The following is a 21,884-nucleotide window of genomic DNA, read 5'->3' as shown; positions in this document are numbered from 1 at the left end:
GCGCGTCTCGTGACCGGCCCCCGCTCGCAATCGCGGTTCTCACTCGCTCGGGTACTCCTCAGGGAACGGCTCTCCAGGCTCCTACTCGTCCCGTGCGGGCGTCTCGTTATACTCGCCGGCGCGCCAGAGGAAGGTGAAGAAGGCGAGGAAGTAGCCGAGTCCCGCGCCGGTCCAGCCGGCGAAGTTCGGTATCGCGCCTTCGAGGGCGGTTGCGGCACCGAGTGCGCCGATGACGGCGGCGAGCTCGATGAAGACGAGGTCGCCGAACTTGCCGGCCCAGGAGCGCTCCTCGAGGTACCCGTCGGTGTCGAACGTGCTCGCGACGAGGGCGAAGACGGCGATGCCGACGGGCGTCGAGAACGCGATGCCGAGGGCGGTGCGCTGGGCGTCGGACATGCCCGCGATTGGTGTCGTCTGGAACGTGCCGGCGACGACGCTCCCGACGACGAGGAAGACGAGGACGACGGCGATACGCTTGACGTTCATGGACTGGCTACCGTCCCCTGGGACAAAAGGCAGTTCGACTCCGGCCGGCGGTCAGCCGCCGTTGCCGACCGTGCCGTTGGCGAGTACGGCGTCCAGGTCGCCGGCGACGTAGCGGACGGTCAGATCGTCGCCGGGTTCGACGCCGACGAGGACGACGCTGTCACCGGTGGTGATGATGTCGTCGTCGCCGACGCCGAATCGCAGGGCGGCCCACGTCGCCCGGTCGCCGTCGACCTCGACGACGATGTTGCCTGCGAGCACGCTGTCGCCACCCGTGTAGGTGAGCGTGGTCCGTCCGTCGCCCTCGTAGCTGTGGTCGAAGGAGGTGGTCGGAACTGTCGCGTCCGTGCTTCCTGTCTGGGTGACCGCCCAGGCGATACCGCCGACGCTCGCGGCGAGCATGAGGACGACGACACCGACGACCACCAGCCGCCGGCGTGGGTTCGCCGGCTCGGGGGCGCGGGGGTCCGTCGCCGGCGACCGGGCGCTCGCCGGGCCGTCCGGCCCTGCGCTGCCGGCTGCACGCTCGTCGTCGGCGTCCCCGTCGTCGCCGTCGGCAGGTGCTCCCGCATCGGTCATGGTCGACACCTCGCCGGCCTCGGATAAAGTCGGTGTGGCCGTGGCTGAGCGGAGGCTGGCAGCAGTCGCGCGTTCGCAACCGTCAGAACGGGTGGTTCGTCACTCTGCGCAGCAGGGTTCGGCTTCGTTGCAGTCTGTCTCGCCGCCGTCGGCAGCCACCTTCTCCTCCTCGATTTCGTAGAGACTCTGTCGAGCGTCGGCGAAGTAGACGTCCTGGCTGACGAGATCGATCTCCTGTAGACGCTCCAGTGCGTACCGGACCGTCCGGGCCGAGAGCATCGACTCCTGGACGATCTGCTTCTGCGTGAGCGGCCCGTCGTATTCGAGCACCTTGTACACGAGCTTGGCGCTGGGCGGTAGCTCCTCGAGTTCTTCCCCGGTTGTGCTCATCGTTACGAATCGAAAACCGCCACGACCTTAAACTTCACCCCAACGATTCGACTGGCGGCCCATCCTAACGGGAGACAAGCGAACGCCTTTTTACCGGCGCTCACACACTCTTGAACATGGCTACCGACACGGCTGGCTCCGACACGGCGGACTCGGAGGACCAGCACTTTCATACGGTCACGCGGACGGCTCTCTCTGCGGGGGCCGGCGTTGCGGCGGCCTTCCTCTCGACGTCGCTCACCGCTGGGGCCGAGACGGCAGAGATTGCGGCACAGAACCAGACCGCACAGCTCGTCGTCATCGTCGCCATCGCCGTCCAGCCGCTCCTGCAGCGTGTGCTCGGCGTCTACAAGGACGACTTCGGGGCGAAGGACTTCCTGTTCATCGGATTCATGACCTTCGCCTTCTGGTTCGTCACCTGGGGAATCATGCTCACCGCGCAGCACACAGCGTGACCGATGGCGGACGACAGCATCGCGGTCGTCGATCTGGAGCGATGCCAGCCCGACCGCTGCAACTACGAGTGCAAGAACTTCTGTCCGCCGAACCGCACCGGGAAAGAGTGTATCACCGTCCGCGGCGAGGACACCATGGAGGGCAAGCCAGACCAGGTGCGCATCTCCGAGGAGATCTGTCTGGGCGAGACCTGCGGTATCTGCGTCGAGAAGTGCCCGTTCGACGCCATCGAGATCATCAACCTGCCACAGGAGCTCGACGACGAGCCAGCCCACCGCTACGGCGAGAACGCGTTCTCGCTGTACGGGCTCCCCGCGCCTGACGAGGGTCGCGTGACGGGCATCCTCGGTCCGAACGGTATCGGGAAGACGACCGCGGTGCGCATCCTCGCCGGGGAGCTCGTGCCCAACCTCGGGAACTACGGCACCGAGCCGGAGTGGTCCGACGTGCTCGACCGCTACCGCGGCACCGAGCTGCAGGCGTTCCTGCGCGAGCTCCGCGACGGCGACGTCGACGTCGCCCGCAAGCCGCAGTACGTGGACCAGATCCCGAACCAGTTCGACGGCACCACGCGCGAACTGCTCGACTCGACCGACGAGCGCGGTGACCTCGACGCGATCGTCGACCGGCTGAGCATCCGGCCCGTGATGGACCAGCACATCGGCGACCTCTCCGGCGGCGAGCTCCAGCGCGTCGCGCTGGCCGCGACGCTGGCCCGGGACGCCGACTTCTACTTCCTCGACGAGATCACGCCGTACCTCGACATCGGCCAGCGCGTCACCGCCGCACGGCTCATCCGCGACCTCGCAGCCGACGGGGACCGGTCGATGCTCGTCGTCGAGCACGACCTGGCTATCCTCGACCTGCTCGCGGACAACCTCCACGTCGCCTACGGTGAGCCCGGGGCGTACGGTGTCGTCACGGACCCGAAGTCGGTGCGCAACGGCATCAACGAGTACCTGAAGGGCTACCTCGACAACGAGAACATGCGTATCCGGCCGAACGCCATCCAGTTCGAGGAGCACGCCCCGCGCACCGCCGAGAAGGGCGACGTGCTCGTCGAGTACCCCGACCTCGAGATGAGCTACGGCCCGGACGAGTTCTCGCTGACGGTCGACGGCGGCACCGTCCACGAGAACGAGGTGCTCGGTATCGTCGGCCCCAACGGTATCGGGAAGTCCACGTTCGCGAAGCTGCTCAACGGTGCGCTCGAACCGGACGAGGGCGACCTCGACTTCCGACTCGACATCTCCTACAAGCCGCAGTACGTCGAGATCGACAAGCCGATGCGCGTCGACGTGTTCCTCCAGTCCATCACGGACCAGTTCGGGTCGTCGTACTGGAACACCGAGATCGCCCAGCCGCTCCAGCTGGAGCGCATCATGGAACAGAACCTGGAGGACCTCTCCGGCGGCGAGCGCCAGCGCGTCGCCATCGCGGCCTGCCTCTCCGAGGACGCCGACCTCTACCTGCTCGACGAGCCCTCCGCGCACCTCGACGTCGAACAGCGGGTGCAGGCAACCAGTGCCATCCGGCGCTACGCCGAGAGCCAGGACGCGACCGTCATGGTCATCGACCACGACATCTACATGATCGACCTGCTCGCCGACCGGCTGATGGTGTTCGACGGCGAACCCGCCGACCACGGCCACGCCGGCCGTCCGCAGGCGATGCGCTCGGGAATGAACGAGTTCCTCGCGAACCTGGACGTGACGTTCCGCCGGGACGAGCGCACGAAGCGCCCCCGGGTCAACAAGCCCGGCTCGCAGCTCGACAAGCAGCAGAAAAAGGACGGCGAGTACTACTACTCGGCCTGACGGGAGACCGTCAAACAGCGTTTTCAGCCACCTGAAAGCACTTACGGGGTGCGACTGACCGTCCGACTATGCGACGCCGCGCCCTCCTCGCAGCGACCGCGACAGCAGTCGGAAGCGCCACCGTCGCCGGCTGTCTCGGCGACGACGACCCGGATGGCGACGGGACGACCAACTCCGTATCGACGACAACGCAACCGACCGGGGGGCCTCCCGACACGACGACGGAGACGCCAACCACCACCAGCGCCGACTCGTTCCCCGAGGACTGCCCCGACGAGCCGGACATCGACGGGCTCCCGGCCCGCCCGGAGACGTTGACCGAGTCGAGCGTCGTCGACTACGTCCGCGAGTTCGAGGAAGTGTACGTGGTGGCGACGGACGACAGCTACACCGCCATCGACTCCATTACCGTCACCGAGACCACGGCGGCCGGCGACGGCTACGACATCGACATGGCGGTAGAGGGGGTGGAACCCACGCGGACCGGGACCGCGACCCAGGAGCCCGCGGACGCGACCTCGCACCGCGTCACCTACCGGTTGCGAGAGCGCACGCTGGTCCGCGAACTGCGTGGCTACGCCGCTGGCCGGGAGCTATCCGAGGACTGCTGGACGGTCTCGACGGCGTGAGTGCGGCGACGACCTTTCGAAGCCCTTAACCCCCTCAGTGGGGAAGTTCGGGTAACTCGCTGGCGGACGGGCTCCAGCGGGCACCTGCGCACAACAGGTCATCGGAATGTGGTTCGCCGACGCGAACTGAACCGGACAACGCCCGTGGTGATACACACATGGCACGAAGCTTCTACTCCCACATCAAGGAAGCCTGGCGGGACCCGGACGACGGGAAGCTCGCCGAGCTGCAGTGGCAACGAAAACAGGACTGGCGGCAGCAGGGCGCCATCGAGCGCATCGAGCGACCGACCCGACTGGACAAGGCCCGCGAGCTGGGCTACAAGGCCAAGCAGGGCGTCGTCGTCGCCCGCGTCTCGGTCCGTAAGGGGAACGCCCGCAAGCAGCGCCACAAGGCCGGTCGTCGGTCCAAGCGCCAGGGCGTCAACCGCATCGGCCGCCGCAAGAACATCCAGCGCATCGCCGAGGAGCGTTGCGCTCGCAAGTACCCGAACCTGCGCGTGCTCAACTCCTACTGGGTCGGTGAGGACGGCTCCCAGAAGTGGCACGAAGTGATCATGGTCGACCCCGAGCATCCGGCCATCGAGAACGACGACGACCTCAGCTGGATCTGCGACGACAGCCACACGGGCCGTGCGTTCCGTGGGCTCACCAGCGCCGGCAAGCAGAACCGAGGCCTGACGTTCAAGGGCAAGGGCACCGAGCACACCCGTCCCTCGAACAACTCGGGCAAGGGTCGCGGGAAGTAACCACGCCGATTTCTTTCGGTTTCACCCACCCCGGAGCCACGGCGCCGTCCCGCCCGGGAACGCTGCCGAAACCGCACGGTTCATCCCGGCCCGCGAGGGAGGGTGAGCCGTGAACGGTATCGCCCTCGCGCTGTTCGCTGCGGTCCTCCTCGGTAGCTACATGTTCGGTGTGAAGCGGTACTTCGCGGACTACGCGGCGTCTGTCTACATGTTCGGCGTGTACGCCGCCGCGGTCGCCTGGTACCTCCCGGTGGCTGTGGCGACGACGGAGGGACCGCCCGTGCCGACGTCGGCAGTCGGGCTGGCGGCATCGCTGGCGGTGAGTGTCGGGGTCGTCGTCGCGCTGCTCGCGTTCTTCCGGGCGCTCTCGACCGGCGACGTGAGCTACGTCGCGCCCATCAGCAAGGTCGTCCCCGCCTTCGTCCTGCCCATTGAGGTGCTCGTCCTGCACGAGCGGCTCTCGGCGATGCAGGTCGCGGGCGTGGTCGTCGTCACGCTCGGGCTCTACCTCGTGAACTACGAACCGGGGACGCTGCTGGAGCCGCTCCGGCGTGCGGTCCGCGCCCGCCCCGCGCAGCTCGCGCTCCTGAGCGCGGCGACGTTCGGCGTCGTCGACGTCGGCAAGCGGATCGTCCTGCAGGAGCTGGGCGTCGAGCCGGCCGCGTTCGTCGTCGTCATGCTCGTGACGACGTTCGTCGTCATCTCGCCACTGGCGCTCCCGAAGCTCGACCGCGCGACGATGGCCGCCGACTGGCGGAAGTTCGTCGCGTTCGGCGCGGTCGTCGCCGCCGGTCAGCACGTCATCTCGCTGGCGTTCACGACGCTGCCCGCGAGCGTCGCCTCGCCCATCGTCAACGCACAGGCGGTCGTGGCGGTGCTGCTCGGTGGGGCCGTACTACAGGAGCAGGACTTCCGTCTCCGACTGGCCGCTGCGAGCGTCGCCATCAGCGGCGTCGCGCTGATCACGCTCGGCTGAACTGGCGGCGACCGACCCTGGACCGCCGACGGGCGGAGTCGGTGGTTCGCGGTTCGGCGCTCACGACGAGCTGTCGGTCGAATCGCGGTGGTCGTCGAGGGTGGGCAGGTCGACGCGGTCGGCGTAGACGCGGACATACGCGGTGGCGAGACCGAACAACCACGCGAGCAGGAACGGCTCACGGCTCCCCGCCGGCGCGTCGACCCCGAGGAGCGACATCATCCCGCCAACACCGAGGAGCCAGAACGGCATGGTGACCACGGTGATGCCGACGAACCTGCCGAAGTTGCCGTGTGACCACCCACGGTCGACGAACAGGGACGCGCCGAGCACGCCGACGACGGCCGTGAGACCGAGGACGCCGGAGCCCAGCGGGTCACCGAGTATCCCGTCGGCGAGTGCGGCGGTCGGGAACACGACGACGACGATGCCCAGGAACGCGAGGCCGAGGTCCGCGGCTGTGTCGAGTGTCTTCCGCACGTCGTATTCGGTGCGATTCATCACCGGGGACGTGGTGCTCGCGCCCGTTCAACCTGCAGCCAAACATCGTAGCCCGCACCGACCCTATACAGATTGGCCAGGGATTCAGGTGATGGTTCGTTCGAACCTGGCACCGTCGACGCCCACTGCGGTGCCCGCACAGTGGCCGAGGCAGTCCCGGAGCTGGCGTCGCGGGCAGTGGGGCAGGGCGAGCGAGCGTCCCACGACCACGGGACACGACTGGGGCGGTATCGCCGCCCGAACTTTAGTGGCTGACCCGCGTTGTGCCGGCTATGCTTTCCGACGCGATGTCGCTGCTGCTCCAGGGCTCGCCCCCCGATTTCTGGCCGTCGCAGTTCGCGAACGACTGGTCGTTCGTGGTGCGCCTCGGCTGGGGGATGCTGGCGTTCGCACTCGTCACGCTCTTCGGCTGGTTCGTCCTCGACCCGGCGGTGAGTCGCATCGTCACCGCCCGGAACCGCAACAACCCGACCGTCGAGGATGCGGTGTCGCGGTACCTCCGGCTGGCGGTGATCGTGGTCGCGTTGCTCGTCGGGGCGCTCATCACGGGCTACGGCGCGTTCCTGCAGTCGTCGGCGCTCGTCGTCGCGGCCGCGACGCTCGCTCTCGGCGTCGCCGGTCAGACGGTCATCGGCTCGCTCGTCAGCGGGATGGTGCTCGTGCTGGACCCGGAGTTCAACGTCGGCGACTACATCGAGTGGGAGGGGGGCCAGGGCACCGTGCGCGCCATCACGCTCCGAGTGACGCGGGTTCAGACGCCCGACGGCGGACTGGTGACGCTCCCGAACACCGCGCTGACGGGCCAGGCGATCACCCGACCGTACGGCTACGACCGGACGCGCATCGTCGAGCACGTCGGCATCGCGTACGAGGACGACGTGGACGAGGCGCTGGCGCTGCTCCGGGCGGCGGCGCACGACGTCGACGGCGTGGTGGAGGGGCCGAGTCCGAGGGCGTTCGTCGACGAGTTCGCCGGCGACGCGGTCGTCCTCCGCGGCGAGTTCTGGGTCTCCGATCTGAGGCGGCGCGGGACCCTCCAGATCCGGTCCGAGTACGGTCGCCACGTCAAGCAGCGCCTCGAAGGAGCCGGAATCACTCTTTCGCCGGCGTCGAAGCGGGAGCTGCTGGGTCGGGTCGAGGTCGACCGGGAGGAGTGACCGCAGCCCCGTTGCCGATAACTATTCGTACCCGAACCGTCATCCCTGTCGCATGGATGGGATGGCTGTCGAGTTCGATGGAGGAGAAGGGCGGTGGGGTCCTCGTTCGCATCGATGAGCGAGGCAGTCCGACTCCCCGAGGAGTTCGGCGCGTTGAAAACGGGAGTGATGCTCCACGACGCGGAGACGGGGCGAATCCTCGACGTGAACGAGCGACTGGAGACGCTGTTCGGCTACGATGTCGACACGCTCCAGACGATGCAGGTCGAGGACTTCACCGCGCCGACGACGAAGCTCACGCAGGCGATGGCCGTGCGGCGCATCCGGGCGGCGGCCGACGGTGACCCGCAGTCGTTCGAGTGGCAGGTCGAACGACGGAGCGGGAAGGTCCTCTGGGTCTCCGTCGACCTCACCGCGGTCGGCGTCGACGGGCGGGACTGCGTGCTCGCGGAGGTCAGAGACATCACGGAGTACAAGACCCGCGAGCGCCGGCTCCGACTGCTCAACCGGGCTGTCCGTCACAACCTCCGGAACGACAGCACCGTCCTCATGGGCTACGTCGAACAGGCCATGGAGTCCGTCGACCAGGAGCGGCTGGTGTCGGACCTCGAGACCGTCCACGACATCGCCGCCGACATCGGTTCGCTGAGCGACTCCATCGAGGAGTTCGAGGAGATCGCGGACTCGAACAGGTCCGGTCGGTCGCGGGTCTCGGTCAACGAGGTCGTCCGCGAGCAGGTCGTGGCGGTACAGCAAGCGCACCCGGAAGCGGCGGTCCGGCTCGACGAGCAGGCGGCTGTCTGGGCGCTGGCCGACGACGGTATCGACTACGCCATCGGGCACGCCCTCGAGAACGCCATCGTCCACAACGACCGGGACACGCCCTCGGTGACAGTGACCGTCACGAAGGACTCCGACGGCGACCGCGGCGAGGTACGGATCATCGACGACGGGCCACCGATTCCCGACATCGAGGTCGACGTCCTCGACGCCTGGGAGTCCAAGACCGACACCTACCACGGCTCCGGGCTCGGGCTCTGGGTGATGCAGTGGTCCATCGACTCGCTCGGGGGTGAGCTGGTGTTCGAGGAGCGGGAGCCGCGCGGCAACGTCGTCCGGATGCTGCTCCCGCTCGACGGCGAACGGAGGTAAGCGGCGGCCGCAGCCGGGTCACTCCCCGCCCGACAGCTCGGCCCAGACGCGCCACGCGGGGTCCTCCCCCGGATGTTCGACCGGCTCGCCGTCGACGTACACGCCGTCACCGTCGCGTACACGACCGGCGTCGGCGACGGGCGTCCCGCGCGATTCGAGCGCTTCGACGACGGCGTCGACGCCCTCGGGCCGGACGGCGACGAGGAGGCTCCCGCTGGTCGTCGCCGCCCAGGGCTCCATCTCCAGTGCGTCACAGATGGCAGCGGCCTCGTCCGAGACGGGGGTCGCGGCCGAGTCCACGTCGAGACGGACGCCCGCCCCGGCGGCGAGTTCGACGAGCGCGCCCTGGAGCCCGCACTCGGTCGCGTCGTGCATTGCTGTGACGGGCCCGCTCGCCGCGGCGACGAGCGCGTCACGGACGTGCTCGGTCGACGGCAGGCGTTCGGCCTGCCGTGCGAGCACGTCGTCGGGCAGGTCGATGTCGTCGGGGAACAGCGCGGCGAACAGCGCGGTCGCCTCGACGGCGGGCCCGTGGGTGACGAGCAGGTGGTCGCCGGGGCGCGCGCCGTCCGGGCGAATCACGTCCTCGTGGTCGCCGACGCCGAGGACGGTAGCGCCGCCGACCCAGGGGAACGAGCAGCCGGCGTAGCGGGCGGTGTGGCCGGTGAGGACGGTCGTCCCGAGGTCCGAGAGGTCGTCGGCCATCGTCTCCCAGACGGCCGCGAACTCGTCGTCGCGCAGCTCGGGCGGCAGCGAGAACGAGATGGCGAGGTGGCTCGGCGGGATGCCGGAGACGGCGACGTCCGCGAGGACGACACCGAGGGCGAATCTGGCGGCGCGCTCCCAGCCGAGGTCGGGGAGGATGGAGACCGGGTCCGTCGCGGCGACGATGGCCCGGCCACCCACGTCGAGCACGCCGAAGTCGACGCCGTGCGTGGGGCCCAGCGCCACGTCGTCGCGGTCGGCTCCGAGGTTCGGGTAGATCACGTCGTCGAAGAACGAGCGGTCGATCTTTCCGCGGTCGGTCATCGGCCCGAACTACCGGCCGCGGGTGGAAAGGCGTACCGTTCGAATCGCCGTCAGGCGTCCTCGAGTTCGTCGAACAGCGCGACCACCCGTCGCTCGACGTCGTCCCGTATCTCGGCGACGGCCTCGGGCGATTTACCGTCGGGATCGGGCAGGTCCCAGTCGCGAAGATCGACGGCGGTGTCCAGCGAGAGCGTCGAACAGCCCATCGTCGCGACCACGTCACAGGAGTCGAGCTCCGCGTCGCTCACCTCGCGGGGGGTCCGGTCCGAGAGGTCGATGCCCACGTCGGCCATCGCGTCGCGGACCTCCGCGTGGACGTGGTCGGCGGGGAGCGTGCCGCCCGTGAGGATGTCCCAGTCGAGGTCGCGGCGGTCGCGCTCGCGCTCGGCGAACGCGGTCGCCATCTGGCTGCGCCCGGCGTTCTGCACACAGACGAAGCCGACGGTCGTCATTCGGCGGCACCTCCCGCTGTGCCGTCGGCTTCCCCGTCGACCGCCGCCAGCAGCGCCGCGGCGCGCTCAGTCGGCCGGTAGTAGCGCCAGCGACCCTCCTTCCGCCGCTCGACGAGGCCGGCGTCGGTCAGCGTCGAGAGCGCGTGGCTGACCGCGCTGTCGCTCACGTCGACGAGGGGTTCGAGCTCGCAGACGCAGAGCTCGTCCTCGGCGGCGACGAGCAGCCGCACGATGTCGAGCCGCGTCTCCGCCGACAGTGCGTCGAAGAGCGCCGCGGCGGTCGGTGTTCGGTCGGTCCGTGCCCGGTCGCAAACCGCGTTCAGGTCGGCGATCAGTGCGTCCACGTCCCCGTCACAGCAGCTCCCGCACTCGTCGACGATGAGTCGTTCTAGCCGGTCCGCCGTTGCCATACCAACGAATGAACAACTGTTCAAATGAATATCCCGGTTCGTCGGACCTCCGGTTTCCTACAACCGCTCACCCTTGCCGAGTGCAACGTCGTTATGGGGCTGGGAGACCTCGATGGAGACACGCAGCAGTCCCCATTCCGCCGCCGGGGAGTACAAAAAAGTACTTAAAAACACGTCCCTAACTTCAGGTTAACGCAGACAATGCAAGGTCAGAACCAGCAGCAAGCGTACGACCGGGGAATCACTATCTTCTCGCCGGACGGACGTCTCTACCAAGTCGAGTACGCACGCGAGGCCGTCAAGCGCGGCAGCGCGAGCGTCGGGATTCGAACACCGGAGGGCGTCGTCCTCGTGGCCGAGCGTCGCAGTCGCTCGCCGCTGATGGAGCGCGACTCCGTCGAGAAGCTCCACAAGATCGACGACCACGTCGGCATCGCGAGCGCCGGCCACGTCGCCGACGCGCGCCAGCTCATCGACGTGGCGCGTCGGCAGTCACAGGTCAACCAGCTCCGCTACGACGAGACCATCGGGGTCGAGACGCTGACGAAGGCCGTCACGGACCACATCCAGCAGTACACGCAGACCGGTGGCGCGCGCCCGTTCGGCGTCGCGCTGCTCGTCGGCGGTATCGACGACGGCGAGCCCCGCCTCTTCGAGACCGACCCCTCGGGGACGCCGTACGAGTGGAAGGCCATCGCCATCGGCGGCAACCGTGAGGAGATCCAGAGTCACCTCGAAGACGAGTACTCCGACGAGCTCACGCTCCAGGGCGGCATCGACCTCGCCATCGAGGCCATGGCCGTCGGCGAGGAGGAGGGCTTCCCGCCGGAGGGGCTCGCCATCTCGACGGTCGAGACCGAAAGCGGTGAGTACCGGACCCTCGAACTGGACGAGATAGAGAACAGACTCGCGGAACTCGACCTCCTCACGGAGGATGACGACGAATGATGCTCGACAACACCGACCCCTACGAACCCGAACTCGGCGCGGCCGAGTGGCGAGAACAGGCCGGCGACGAACAGAAGGTCAACAAGACCGGGACGACCACCATCGGCATCGCGACCGACGAGGGCGTCCTCATCGCGACCGACCGCCGTGCCAGCCTCGGCGGCCGCTTCGTCTCGAACAAGCAGGTCGTGAAGGTCGAGGAGATCCACCCGACCGCCGCGATGACGCTCGTCGGCAGCGTCGGCGGTGCCCAGTCGTTCATCAAGTCCCTCCGCGCCGAGGTCAACCTCTACGAGACCCGCCGCGGGCAGGACATGAGCATCGAGGCGCTCGCCACGCTCGCGGGTAACTTCGCCCGTGGCGGCCCGTTTTTCGCCATCAACCCCATCCTGGGCGGCGTCGACGAGGACGGCAGCCACGTCTACTCCATCGACCCCGCCGGCGGCGTCATGAAGGACGACTACACCGTCACCGGCTCCGGGATGATGGTCGCCTACGGCCTGCTCGAGGGCGAGTGGCACGAGGACATCGAGATGGACGAGGCCCGTCGTCTCGCCGCCCGCGCCGTCCAGAGCGCGGCCGAGCGTGACACCGGCTCCGGCAACGGGCTCGTCCTCTGTGAGGTCACCGAAGAGGGCGTCGACATCACCGAGTACGACGGCTTCCCGGACGAGAACGAGCTGTAACTCCGGTCTCGTCTCGCTGCGGTCTTTTTCGCGTGTTCGACCGTGAGCGCCGCCTGTCGAGAGCGGCAGCCCTGTAGGCCCAGGCCGTCCAGCAGCCCACGCCGGCAATGAAACGGTGGACCGGTCCCGCACCACCGGTTACGGCCACAACTTAACACGACGGGAGGCGAACCCGCGTCCATGCCAGTGGTGCTGCCGAGCGAGATCGTCGTCGAGCGGTTCCTGCCGACGGCGCGGGCGATGCTCGTCGACGACCTCGCGAACCGGGGGTTGACGCAGCGGGAGATCGCCGGCCATCTGGGGGTCACCCAGGCCGCGGTCAGTAAGTACCGAAGCGGCGAGGTGACCGTCGAGGACCGATTCAGCGAGGATGCACGCATGGTCGCGACCGTCGAGCGCATCGGGGAGGGGCTCGCCGAGGGCGAGATGGACCACTACGAGGCGCTCTCCGATCTCCTGGCGCTCGTCGAGGAGTTCGAGGACCGCGGGCCCATCTGTGCAGTCCACGAGGACGTGATGCCCGCGCTCCGCGGCGTGGGCTGTGACCTCTGTGTCCGTGGGCCGGACAGCGGCGTCCTCGACGAGCGCGCGGTGCTCGACAACGTGCGGGAGGCGGTCCGCCGGCTGGCGGGTGTCCCCGCCGTCGTCGACCACGTGCCGAACGTCGGGACGAACGTGGCGATGGCGCTACCGGAGGCCGACGAGGGCGGTGACGTCGCAGCGGTCCCGGGCCGGCTCCACGCCGTCCAGGGCCGCCTCAACGTCCCCGGAAACCCGGAGTTCGGCGCGTCACAGCACGTCGCCGGGCTGGTGCTCGCCGCGAACGCGACCGACCCGGCGGTACGGGGTGCGGTGAACCTGAAGACCTCCGAGGCGCTGCTCGCCGCCGCGCGCGATGCCGGCTACGAACCCCTGGAGTTCGACGCGGGCTACGAGGACCGCGACGCGCACCTGCGCGAGCGCTTCGACGCGGCGGGCGTCCCCAGGGTCGCCTACCACGACGGCGACTACGGCGTCGAGCCCATCCTGTACGTGCTCGGTGCCGACGCGGCCGACGCGGTCTCGGTCGCCGTCGACCTGTGTGCCGCGGTCGAGGGATAATCAGCCGAGCCGGTGCCGTTCGTCGGCCCAGTTCTCCAGTCCGTCGAGCGCCGCGCGTTCGTTCCGCGACACCACGTCCTCGGTCCCGAGCTCGTCGCTCTCGAAGGCGTTGACGACGGCGAGGTCGGCACCTGCACAGACGTCGAGCAGCGGCGCCGGGTCGCCGTCGGCCTGTGACGGGATGGTCGCGTCGTTGACGAAGACGGCCCGCGGTGACGGTGCGGCGGCGAGGAGCGTTCGGGCGCGCTCGGCGTTCGAGCGGGCGAGCGCGAGCGCCTCCTCCCCGTCACGGCTGTCGGTCCGCGGTGCGTGTGCGTCGAGTACGCCGTACCAGCAGTCGTCCGGCGGCCGGTAGAATCGGTCGAGCCGTCCGCCGAGCAGCCGGCCGTCGCGCTCGACCGCCGGCGCGAAGTCGAGGACGACGACGCCGTCCGGTCCCCGGTCGTCGACCCAGCGTGCGAGCGTCGCGGCGGTCGTCCGGGTCTTGCCACTGTTCGACGGGCCGACGACGAGATGGCGCCCCGATTCGACGGGGAGCGGCTCCGCGCCGGCGAGAGGGGCGGGCGGCGTCACGCGTCGCTCGCCCGTGTCCGGCCGGTCGCGCGCTCGCGGACGAACCGCGCCCCGAGCGCGAGCGCCGCCAGCGCCAGAACCACCGCGAAGACGCCGGCGAGCAGCGTCTTGGGGGCCCCGAGCAGTCCGAGGGGGTCGCTCGCGTACGGCGCGAGCGTCGACCGGAGCCACGAGCCGGCGGAGACGCTCGTCACGGCGAGCAGAACGACGCCGCCGACGCTCGCGACGACCGGCGGGCGCTCCGGGACCGTGTCGGGGTCGTGCAGCAGGTAGAGCACGAGCGCGATGGCGAAGGGGGTCCCGACGAGCCCGAACGCGAGCACGAGCACGAGCAGTTCGAGGACGTTCCCGCCGAGCGCCGGGCCGAGGGCGGATGCCAGGGCGGTGACGGCGACGGCGGCCCGGTAGCGGTTGTCGTCGTGGTCCCAGCCGAGCTTGTCCGCCAGGGCATACGGCGGCACGGTCGTGTTCCCGCCGAGCGTCGAGACGGCCGCGCCGACCAGGCCGGCGAGGAACAGCGACTCCGCGAGCCCGCCGACGGCGGGCCCGAGCGCGGTCGCGGCCCGGGTCGTCGTCAGGTCACCGAGCGGGACCGGCCCCTGGTGGAAGACGCTCGCGGCGACGAGGAAGATTGCCAGCGAGTAGACGCCGAAGGCGACGCCCATGGAGACGACGACGTCGAAGCGCGCGAGCTCCCAGTCCTCGCGGGTCCAGCCGCGTTCCTGCATCGTGTAGCTCTGCATCGTGACGAGCGTGACGTGGACGGCGCCGCCGAGGATGCCCGCGGCGACGAGGGCGGTGTCGGCGGTCGGGAGCGAGGGCACCGTCCCGCCCGCCGCCGCGCCGAGGTCGACCGGCACCACGAACAGCGAACCGACGAACGCCAGCACGACGAGCGAGACGACGAGTTTCGCGCCCAGCTCGGCCACCCGGTAGCCGCCGCCGACGAGGCCGACCGCGAGCACGACCGCCCAGACGACGCCCCAGACGGCCGCATCGACGCCGGTCGCCATCTCGGTCACGTCGGCGACGGTCTTCATGATGACCAGCTGTGCGAGCCCCGCCGCGAGCACCACGTCGACGACGAGCAGCCACGCCCACCAGTTGCCCAGGCTCGCCTCGACCGTCGAGACCAGCCCCTCGCCGGTCAGGACGCCCAGCCGCGCCGCGAGGTACTGTGCGGTCGCGCCGAGTACCGCGGAGAGCAGGACCACCCACAGTAGCTCGTAGCCGTAGCCCGCGCCCGCACCGAGCAGACTCGCCATCGTGGCCGGGCCGGCGGCGATCGCCCCGGCCAGCCACGTCGGTCCCATCGAACGAATGCGTGCCCCGAGTTCCATGTGCCCGGAGTCGCTACCACACGGACAAGAGTGTTTTCACTCAGTGGTACCACCCGGATATTCTTCTCATCCGGCGGGAAAAGCCTATAACGGGACGTGTCGAACCGCCGCGCATGAACGAGCGTCGCATCGTCGTCGCGAGCCTCGCGGTCGCCGTCCTCCTGACCGGGGGGACGACGCTCGCGACGGGCCAGCCGACGGTGTTCGCCCGGACGCCCCTCGGCGTCGCCATCTACGCCTTCGTCGGCGTCGCCGTCCCCCAGCACGTCGTCGCGATGCGGACCGGTTCGGAGGTCCGCCTCGGCTTCGCCGGCATCGCCGGTATGGGTGCGCTGGCCGCCGTCATGGCTGGCTACGCGCGCGGCGGCGTCAACGAGGTGTGGTCGGTCGGCTTCGCGAGCGTCCTCATGGCCATCGTCTTCGGCAGCATCATCGGCAGCGTCGTTCGGGAGTTCCGCGCTGGCTACCGCGCAGGGACCGCCGAGAGCTCGCGCTGAGGCCGTTCTCGTGACCGCGTCGTACATACACGGAGCGGCAGCACCGGCTCGCCCGATAGTCCACCACCGATTTGTACTACCAGCTAATACATCTCGGTATGGACAACGACACGACCCGCGAGCGACGGCCGGCAGCCGACGCCAGGCCCGTCGCACTGACGGTCGCCGGAAGCGACTCCGGCGGCGGCGCCGGCATCCAGGCGGACCTCGCGACGATGGGCGCACACGGCGCGTGGGGCACCAGCGCGGTGACGAGCGTCACGGCACAGCACACCCGCGGGGTCGACTCGACGCACGTCCTCCCGCCCGACGAGGTCGCCGCACAGGTCGACGCCGTCCTCGACGACTTCGACGTCCGGGCGGCGAAGACGGGGATGCTCGCCACCGCACCCGTCGTCGAGACCGTCCACGAGCGCCTCGCTTCGGCCGACCTGCCCGTCGTCGTCGACCCCGTGATGGTCGCGACCTCCGGCGACCGCCTGCTCGACCGCGAGGCCGAGTCGGCCTACGAGGACCTCGTCGCGGACGCGACGCTCGTCACGCCCAACGCCGACGAGGCCGCCGTGCTCACCGGAACGGAGCCGACTGACGTAGAGAGCGCCCGCAACGCCGGTGCCGACCTCGTCGCGATGGGCGCCGACGCAGCACTCGTCAAGGGCGGCCACATCGACACCGACGGCGTCGTCGACGTGCTCGTCACCGCCGACAGCTCGGCCGTCTTCGAGCACCCGCGCGTCGCCGACGCCGCGACCCACGGCTCCGGCTGTACGCTCTCGGCCGCCGTCGCCGCCAACCTCGCCACCGGCGACGACCTCGTTGACGCCGTCGAGGCCGCCGTCGACTTCGTCGCGCGGGCCATCCGCTACCACGCCGACGTCGGGACGAACGGCGCGGTGAACCACCACGTCGCGCTTCGGAACGAGGCCGCCGCCCGCGAGACCATCGCCGGCGTCGAGCGCGTCGTCGACGACCTCGTCGCCGCCGACGCCAGCGCCCTCATTCCCGAGGTCGGCACCAACGTCGTCGGCGCGCTCCCGTCCGCCGAGTCTGTCGACGAGACCGTCGCCGTCGACGGCCGCCTCGCCAGCGTCCACGACGGGGTCCGTGCCACCGGTGGCGTGCGTTTCGGTGCGTCCAGCCACGTCGCCCGGTTCCTGTTCTCGGCCCGCGAGTACGACCCGGCCCTCCGCTTCGCCTGCAACTGCCGGTTCGACGAGTCGGTCGAGGCTGCCGTCGACGCTCTCGGCTGGCCCAGCGCTACCTACGACCGCAGCGAGGAGCCCGCCGACGCGAGCACGATGGACTGGGCCGGCCGGTCGACGTTCGGCGCGGCCGACGAGACCCCCGTCGCCGTCCTCGATTACGGTGCCCACGGGAAGGAGTCGATGTGCAAACTAGTGGCTCCGGATGCGGGGACGCTGTCCGAGCGTGTGTTGGCACTGCTCGACGCCGTGGAGGGCTGAGTTCCCGGTCGAACCGACCGCCGGTGTTCCGACGTGGCACGTGCTGGTGAGCGGTACACGGATCGGAACGAGCAGAGAGTGATTCGCAGAGTCGAACGGAAGCGCCCTGCCAACGCAGCGACCTGAGGGAGCGCGCCCCGCGGTGGTCGTCATAGAAGCATCCCGAAACCCGCGTCTCTGGCCTATTTCAGGCCGTGTGCACGGTGATGGTCTGCTTCCGGTCGATGGCCTGCTCCAGCTCCTCGGCGATGCCGGACCCACGTGAGACCTGCACTTCCCCGCCACGACCGACCGTGGCGGTGAACAGGTACTCGCCGCCAGCACGGACCTCGACCGTCTCGCCGGTGTGTCCATCGACCGGTACGATGACGTGCCGCGAGGTGATCTCGGGCGTGACGAGCTGGCCCTTGTCTCCGCCGCCACCGCCGCCGCCACCGCCGCCGCCGGTGGACCCGCCGCTCGACCCGGTCCGGTAGTTCGGGTTCTCGTCGTGGGTGCGCACGTCGATGTCGATGCCGAGGCGGTCCTCGACGTCGGTGATGCGACCGCCGCCCTTCCCGATGACCGCGGAGATGTCGTCGTCGTCGACGTAGACGACCGCGGTGTCCTGGCCCTTCAGCTCGACCGAGACGTGGCCGCGGGCGATGGAGCGTATCTCCCGTTCGATCTCCTGTTTCGCGATGCGGTCGACGCCGGAGTCGCTGCTCCCCTCGTCGTCGGTGAGCGGAACGGTGACGACCTGCCGGTTGAACGTGTAGATCTCGTACTCCGGGCGTCCCGTCTCGAAGTCGGTGATCTGGATGACGGGGCGGGCGAGGTCCTCGGCGGTGAGGCCGGATGGCACCTTCACCTCGGTCTGGACGTCGTACACCTTCGCGATCTGCCCGGCCTCGATGTAGACGACGGTGTCGACGACCTGAGGAATCATGCCGAGTTCGACCCGTCCGACGAGCCGCTGGAGCGCGTCGATGGCGCGGGTGGCGTGGACGACGCCGATCATGCCGACGCCCGCGAGGCGCATGTCCGCGAACACCTCGAAGTCGTCGGTCTTCCTGACCTCGTCGTAGATGGTGTAGTCGGGCCGGACCATCAGCAGGGCGTCGGCGGTGTTGGCCATCTCGCCGTCGAGCTCGGTGTACTGCGTTATCTCCGGGCCGACCTGGAGGTCACGGGGCTTCTCCATCGTCTTCACGGAGTAGTCGTTGTCGGCGATGAACCGGGCGACCGCCTGTGCGAACGTGGACTTCCCGGCTCCGGGCGCGCCGGAGATGAGGACGCCGCGCTGCTGTTCGAGCAGGCGTTCGCGCAGTTCGTCGGCGTGCTCGTAGTCGTCGATGTCGGTCTGTGCGATGGGCCGGACCGCGGTTATCTCGATGCCGTCCGAGAACGGGGGCCGGGCGACGGCGATGCGGTAGTCCCGGAACTGGACGATGTCCATGCCGTTGCGGGAGAGTTCGAGGAAGCCGTCGCGGGACTCCTTGGCGGCGTTGACGACCTCGGTGGCGTACTCGTCCATCGTCTCGTCGGAGAGCGGCTCGTCGGCGACCTCGACGTAGTGCATCTCGCCGAGGGCGCCGCGCTTTGCCATCGGCACCGCGCCGGACCTGAGGTGGACGCTCATCGTCTCGTCGTCGAAGTAGTTCTGTACCTGCAGCCGGTCGATCTCCGTCTGGCCGCGGACCTCGGCGGAGACGAACGCCACGTCGAGGCCCTTCGCCTTCGCGACCTCGGCCTGGACCACGTCGCTCGTGAGGAACGTGGCGCCCAGCTCGGCGGCGAGGTCGCGGATGAGTGCGTCGATCTCGCCCTCGCCGGCGTGGCCGCGCTCGACCGCGTCGGGACGCTCGCCGACGTACGCCAGCTCGATGGTCCCGGCGTCGGCGAGGTCGGCGAGTCGCTGGAGCTCCTCCAGCCCGTCCCACCCCGTGTCGAACCCCTCGTTTGCCTGCGATTCCAGCTCCGCGACGACGGCTTCTGGGACCTGTATGGTGGCCCCCTCGTACTCGCCGTCGTCGACCTTGGCGGACACGCGGCCGTCGACGACCACGCTCGTGTCCGGTACGACGTTCATACCTGCAGTAGGGCCGTGGCGGTTGATAAGGGGCGGGGTCCCGTGTGCGGTGTTCGCGTGTGGCTGGTGGATGCTGTTGTGTCCCCGACTGCCGCTCCCTGGACCCCCTGTCGGCTGCATCGTGGCCCGCGTACTGGTAGTGGCGAGGGTTTACAAAAAGTGTGAACCCAGGGCAGCCGAGGGAGCCCTCACGCCACACGCTCCACTCGGAACTCTCGCCCGGCGTCTGCATTTATCTCCTCGGGGACCGTAACTGATCACTATGAGTACAGTACCGACGCAACTCGCCGGGGTGGGTCGGCAGTGAAGCTCGCGATGATCGGCTTCGGCCAGGCGGGCGGGAAGGTCGTCGACCGGTTCGTCGAGTTCGACCGACAGACTCGGGGGAAGACTGTCCGCGCGGCCATCGCGGTGAACACGGCGACGGCTGACCTCCGTGGACTGAAGCACGTCCCGACGGACGAGCAGGTGCTCATCGGGCAGACCAGGGTGAAAGGACACGGCGTCGGCGCGGACAACGAACTCGGCGCGGAGGTCACCGAGGAAGACGTCGAGGAGATACAGGCCGCGCTCGACGACGTGCCGGTCCACGAGGTCGACGCGTTCATGATCGTCGCCGGGCTCGGCGGCGGCACTGGCTCGGGCGGCGCGCCGGTGCTGGCGAAGCACCTGCAGCGACTGTACGCCGAACCCGTCTACGGGCTGGGCATTCTGCCGGGGTCGGACGAGGGCGGGCTGTACACGCTGAACGCGGCGCGGTCGTTCCAGACGTTCGTCCGCGAGGTGGACAACCTCATGGTCTTCGACAACGAGTCGTGGCGACACACCGGCGAGTCACTGGGCGAGGGCTACGCGGACATCAACGAGGAGCTGGTGCGTCGGCTCGCGGTGCTGTTCGGCGCGGGCGAGGTCGACGAGGCCGGCGCTGTCGGCGAGTCAGTCGTCGATGCCTCGGAGATAATCAACACGCTCGGCAGCGGCGGCGTCTCGACCATCGGCTACGCCATCGACCACGTCGAGCGCGAGAAGGGCGGCCTGTTCTCCCGGTTCTCGAAGAAGGGACTGGACGAGACCGACACCACGAACCGTATCACCTCGCTCGTCAGGAAGGCCGCCCTCGGCCGTCTCACGCTGCCCTGCGAACTCGGCGGCACGGAACGGGGGTTACTCGTCATGGCCGGGCCGCCGGAGTACCTCAACCGGAAGGGCATCGAGCACGGCCGGCGGTGGCTGGAGGAGCAGACCGGCTCGATGGAGATCCGCGGCGGGGACTACCCGCTCCCGGACGAGCACTCGGTCGCCTGCGTGGTGCTGCTGTCTGGCGTGACCGACGTGCCACGCATCAAGGGGCTCCAGCAGGTCGCCATCGAGGCGATGGAGAACTTAGAGGAGATACGCTCGCAGTCCGACGCGAACCTGGCGGCGCTCCTCGACGACGGTGACGAGGAGCTGACGCCGCTGTTCTAAACTTTCTCGTTGCCGGGGATGACGCGCTCGTCGCCGCTTCCGGCGTCGATGCGACTGCTCAGGCCCCAGCCGAAGACGATGATACCGAAGACGAAGAGCCCCGTCGCGGCCAGGATGGAGGGTAACGGGGGTGTGCCGAACCCGAAGAACGGTCCCTTCGCGATGTACCAGCCGGAGCCGAGCGAAACCACGAGCCCGAGCAGCATCACGGCGGTACTTAGATACGCAGCCATATCCGTCGGTCATCGACCAATAGATTAAATTCAATTAATAATTTCTATCTAAGATTGATGGATTGAATACTTTTAAGACAAGAATTTAAAACGAGTGCCCGAGAGATCATCGAAGAGCGAACCGGAGGGGCCAGCCACCGCGATGGAACCGTCACGGATGCCGGTCGTGGTCGAGTGGACCGGAACCCTCAGTCCTGAATCGAGATGTGGTGGTCGTCCTCGCCATCCATCGTGGGGAGGTGGACTTCGAGGACGCCGTTGCGGTAGGTCGCCTGTATCTGCTCGGCGACGATGTCACCGGGGATGCGGACGCGCTCGCTGCTGCGGCGCGACTGGTGCATCGAGAGGAACTCCGAGTCGTGGTCGATCTCGGTTGCGGCGTCGATGTGGAGGAAGCCGTTCCGGAGGGTGAGCTCGATGTCCTCTCGCTCGAAGCCGGGCAGGTCCATCACGAACACGTAGTTGCCGTCACGCTCGGTGAGGCTGGTCGCGCTGTCGCCGTAGGTCGTGAGGCCGGCCTCGTGTCCGGACTCGAGCTGGGGTGTCGTGCTGCGGGGGGTCATGCCCATCCAGTTCGTCCGCATCTCGTCGAACATCTGGTCCATCTGGTCGAACATGCTGTCCACGTCGTCGTAGGTTCTGAATGCCATACCAGATAGACGACTTATATCTATATAAACACGTATGGACACGAGCTAACACGCATTAACGGCCTGTAGGGC

25 protein-coding genes are annotated in these 21,884 nt (G+C 68.8%); 13 read left to right on the top strand and 12 right to left on the bottom strand.

Features of this window, described 5'->3' with window-relative positions; translation table 11 throughout:
* Positions 1-81 precede the first annotated feature (81 nt).
* The 3 genes from NO978_RS12115 to NO978_RS12105 all read right to left on the bottom strand — a co-directional run bounded on the left by NO978_RS12115 (position 82) and on the right by NO978_RS12105 (position 1,455).
* On the bottom strand, positions 82-486 hold the full coding sequence (locus tag NO978_RS12115; RefSeq protein WP_257299846.1) for a hypothetical protein: 405 nt from the start codon (positions 484-486) through the stop codon (positions 82-84).
* Between the two features lie 51 nt (positions 487-537).
* Positions 538-1,065 (bottom strand): hypothetical protein, encoded by a 528-nt coding sequence (locus tag NO978_RS12110; protein WP_257299845.1) that lies wholly within the window; start codon positions 1,063-1,065, stop codon positions 538-540.
* Between the two features lie 99 nt (positions 1,066-1,164).
* Positions 1,165-1,455, bottom strand: a complete 291-nt coding sequence (locus NO978_RS12105) for a helix-turn-helix domain-containing protein (protein ID WP_257299844.1) — start codon at positions 1,453-1,455, stop codon at positions 1,165-1,167.
* 116 nt (positions 1,456-1,571) lie between these two features.
* Between NO978_RS12105 and NO978_RS12100 the strand changes: the two genes are divergently transcribed.
* The 5 genes from NO978_RS12100 (at position 1,572) to NO978_RS19980 (ending at position 6,082) form a co-directional block, all read left to right on the top strand.
* Complete coding sequence (locus tag NO978_RS12100) at positions 1,572-1,910, top strand: hypothetical protein (protein ID WP_257299843.1); 339 nt, start codon at positions 1,572-1,574, stop codon at positions 1,908-1,910.
* A 3-nt stretch (positions 1,911-1,913) separates the two neighbouring features.
* Positions 1,914-3,728, top strand: a complete 1,815-nt coding sequence (locus tag NO978_RS12095; RefSeq protein WP_257299842.1) for a ribosome biogenesis/translation initiation ATPase RLI — start codon at positions 1,914-1,916, stop codon at positions 3,726-3,728.
* 68 nt (positions 3,729-3,796) lie between these two features.
* Positions 3,797-4,357: a hypothetical protein gene (locus NO978_RS12090; RefSeq protein ID WP_257299841.1), complete on the top strand. Its 561-nt coding sequence runs from the start codon at positions 3,797-3,799 to the stop codon at positions 4,355-4,357.
* Between the two features lie 158 nt (positions 4,358-4,515).
* Complete coding sequence (locus NO978_RS12085; protein WP_257299840.1) at positions 4,516-5,106, top strand: 50S ribosomal protein L15e; 591 nt, start codon at positions 4,516-4,518, stop codon at positions 5,104-5,106.
* 109 nt (positions 5,107-5,215) lie between these two features.
* Complete coding sequence (locus NO978_RS19980) at positions 5,216-6,082, top strand: DMT family transporter (RefSeq protein WP_257299839.1); 867 nt, start codon at positions 5,216-5,218, stop codon at positions 6,080-6,082.
* 60 nt (positions 6,083-6,142) lie between these two features.
* On the opposite strand, the gene NO978_RS12075 is transcribed toward NO978_RS19980, so the two are convergent.
* On the bottom strand, positions 6,143-6,583 hold the full coding sequence (locus tag NO978_RS12075; RefSeq protein WP_257299838.1) for a hypothetical protein: 441 nt from the start codon (positions 6,581-6,583) through the stop codon (positions 6,143-6,145).
* A 272-nt stretch (positions 6,584-6,855) separates the two neighbouring features.
* Between NO978_RS12075 and NO978_RS12070 the strand changes: the two genes are divergently transcribed.
* Both NO978_RS12070 and NO978_RS12065 read left to right on the top strand, forming a co-directional pair.
* Positions 6,856-7,740, top strand: coding sequence for a mechanosensitive ion channel family protein (locus NO978_RS12070; RefSeq protein WP_257299837.1), 885 nt, complete (start codon positions 6,856-6,858; stop codon positions 7,738-7,740).
* A gap of 114 nt (positions 7,741-7,854) precedes the next feature.
* Positions 7,855-8,892 carry an ATP-binding protein gene (locus tag NO978_RS12065; RefSeq protein ID WP_257299836.1) on the top strand — a complete coding sequence of 346 codons (1,038 nt, stop codon included), beginning with the start codon at positions 7,855-7,857 and terminating at the stop codon, positions 8,890-8,892.
* 18 nt (positions 8,893-8,910) lie between these two features.
* On the opposite strand, the gene NO978_RS12060 is transcribed toward NO978_RS12065, so the two are convergent.
* The 3 genes from NO978_RS12060 to NO978_RS12050 are packed head-to-tail and all read right to left on the bottom strand — an operon-like array spanning position 8,911 to position 10,783.
* Positions 8,911-9,921, bottom strand: a complete 1,011-nt coding sequence (locus NO978_RS12060; protein ID WP_257299835.1) for an AIR synthase family protein — start codon at positions 9,919-9,921, stop codon at positions 8,911-8,913.
* 50 nt (positions 9,922-9,971) lie between these two features.
* A complete protein-coding gene (locus tag NO978_RS12055) occupies positions 9,972-10,373 on the bottom strand; it encodes a low molecular weight phosphatase family protein (protein WP_257299834.1) in 402 nt (133 codons plus the stop codon).
* Positions 10,370-10,783, bottom strand: a complete 414-nt coding sequence (locus tag NO978_RS12050) for a metalloregulator ArsR/SmtB family transcription factor (protein WP_257299833.1) — start codon at positions 10,781-10,783, stop codon at positions 10,370-10,372. The genes NO978_RS12055 and NO978_RS12050 overlap by 4 nt, the downstream gene beginning before the upstream one ends.
* A gap of 201 nt (positions 10,784-10,984) precedes the next feature.
* Between NO978_RS12050 and psmA the strand changes: the two genes are divergently transcribed.
* The 3 genes from psmA (at position 10,985) to NO978_RS12035 (ending at position 13,518) form a co-directional block, all read left to right on the top strand.
* A complete protein-coding gene (gene psmA, locus NO978_RS12045) occupies positions 10,985-11,731 on the top strand; it encodes an archaeal proteasome endopeptidase complex subunit alpha (protein ID WP_257299832.1) in 747 nt (248 codons plus the stop codon).
* A complete protein-coding gene (gene psmB / locus NO978_RS12040; RefSeq protein ID WP_257299831.1) occupies positions 11,728-12,417 on the top strand; it encodes an archaeal proteasome endopeptidase complex subunit beta in 690 nt (229 codons plus the stop codon). Before psmA ends, psmB begins: the two co-directional genes overlap by 4 nt.
* A 180-nt stretch (positions 12,418-12,597) precedes the next feature.
* A complete protein-coding gene (locus NO978_RS12035) occupies positions 12,598-13,518 on the top strand; it encodes a thiamine-phosphate synthase family protein (RefSeq protein WP_257299830.1) in 921 nt (306 codons plus the stop codon).
* Here the strand turns inward: NO978_RS12035 and NO978_RS12030 are convergent, their stop codons facing one another.
* Together NO978_RS12030 and NO978_RS12025 are read right to left on the bottom strand one after the other, a co-directional pair.
* Positions 13,519-14,091, bottom strand: coding sequence for a hypothetical protein (locus tag NO978_RS12030; RefSeq protein WP_257299829.1), 573 nt, complete (start codon positions 14,089-14,091; stop codon positions 13,519-13,521).
* Positions 14,088-15,431 (bottom strand): NRAMP family divalent metal transporter, encoded by a 1,344-nt coding sequence (locus NO978_RS12025; protein ID WP_257299828.1) that lies wholly within the window; start codon positions 15,429-15,431, stop codon positions 14,088-14,090. The genes NO978_RS12030 and NO978_RS12025 overlap by 4 nt, the downstream gene beginning before the upstream one ends.
* A gap of 113 nt (positions 15,432-15,544) precedes the next feature.
* Here NO978_RS12025 and NO978_RS12020 point away from each other — a divergent pair, with 113 nt between their 5' ends.
* Entirely contained in the window at positions 15,545-15,928 is a 384-nt protein-coding gene (locus NO978_RS12020; RefSeq protein WP_257299827.1) for a hypothetical protein, read from the top strand.
* Between the two features lie 98 nt (positions 15,929-16,026).
* Complete coding sequence (gene thiD, locus NO978_RS12015; protein WP_257299826.1) at positions 16,027-17,391, top strand: bifunctional hydroxymethylpyrimidine kinase/phosphomethylpyrimidine kinase; 1,365 nt, start codon at positions 16,027-16,029, stop codon at positions 17,389-17,391.
* 187 nt (positions 17,392-17,578) lie between these two features.
* Here the strand turns inward: thiD and NO978_RS12010 are convergent, their stop codons facing one another.
* Complete coding sequence (locus NO978_RS12010; RefSeq protein WP_257299825.1) at positions 17,579-19,462, bottom strand: PINc/VapC family ATPase; 1,884 nt, start codon at positions 19,460-19,462, stop codon at positions 17,579-17,581.
* A 315-nt stretch (positions 19,463-19,777) separates the two neighbouring features.
* Here NO978_RS12010 and NO978_RS12005 point away from each other — a divergent pair, with 315 nt between their 5' ends.
* Positions 19,778-20,929 (top strand): tubulin/FtsZ family protein, encoded by a 1,152-nt coding sequence (locus NO978_RS12005; RefSeq protein WP_303647300.1) that lies wholly within the window; start codon positions 19,778-19,780, stop codon positions 20,927-20,929.
* Here the strand turns inward: NO978_RS12005 and NO978_RS12000 are convergent.
* Positions 20,926-21,162 carry a hypothetical protein gene (locus NO978_RS12000; protein ID WP_257299823.1) on the bottom strand — a complete coding sequence of 79 codons (237 nt, stop codon included), beginning with the start codon at positions 21,160-21,162 and terminating at the stop codon, positions 20,926-20,928. The genes NO978_RS12005 and NO978_RS12000 overlap by 4 nt on opposite strands.
* Positions 21,163-21,350: 188 nt before the next feature.
* The gene (locus NO978_RS11995) at positions 21,351-21,812 is read right to left on the bottom strand and encodes an Hsp20/alpha crystallin family protein (protein ID WP_257299822.1); all 462 of its coding nucleotides are present in this window, start codon (positions 21,810-21,812) and stop codon (positions 21,351-21,353) included.
* Positions 21,813-21,884 lie beyond the last annotated feature (72 nt).

It is taken from the genome of Haloarchaeobius sp. FL176 (assembly GCF_024609245.1).
In the GTDB taxonomy this organism is placed as follows: domain Archaea; phylum Halobacteriota; class Halobacteria; order Halobacteriales; family Natrialbaceae; genus Haloarchaeobius.
The sequence above is the reverse complement of the archived record's forward strand: the minus strand, read 5'-3'. Positions and strand labels throughout refer to the sequence as shown.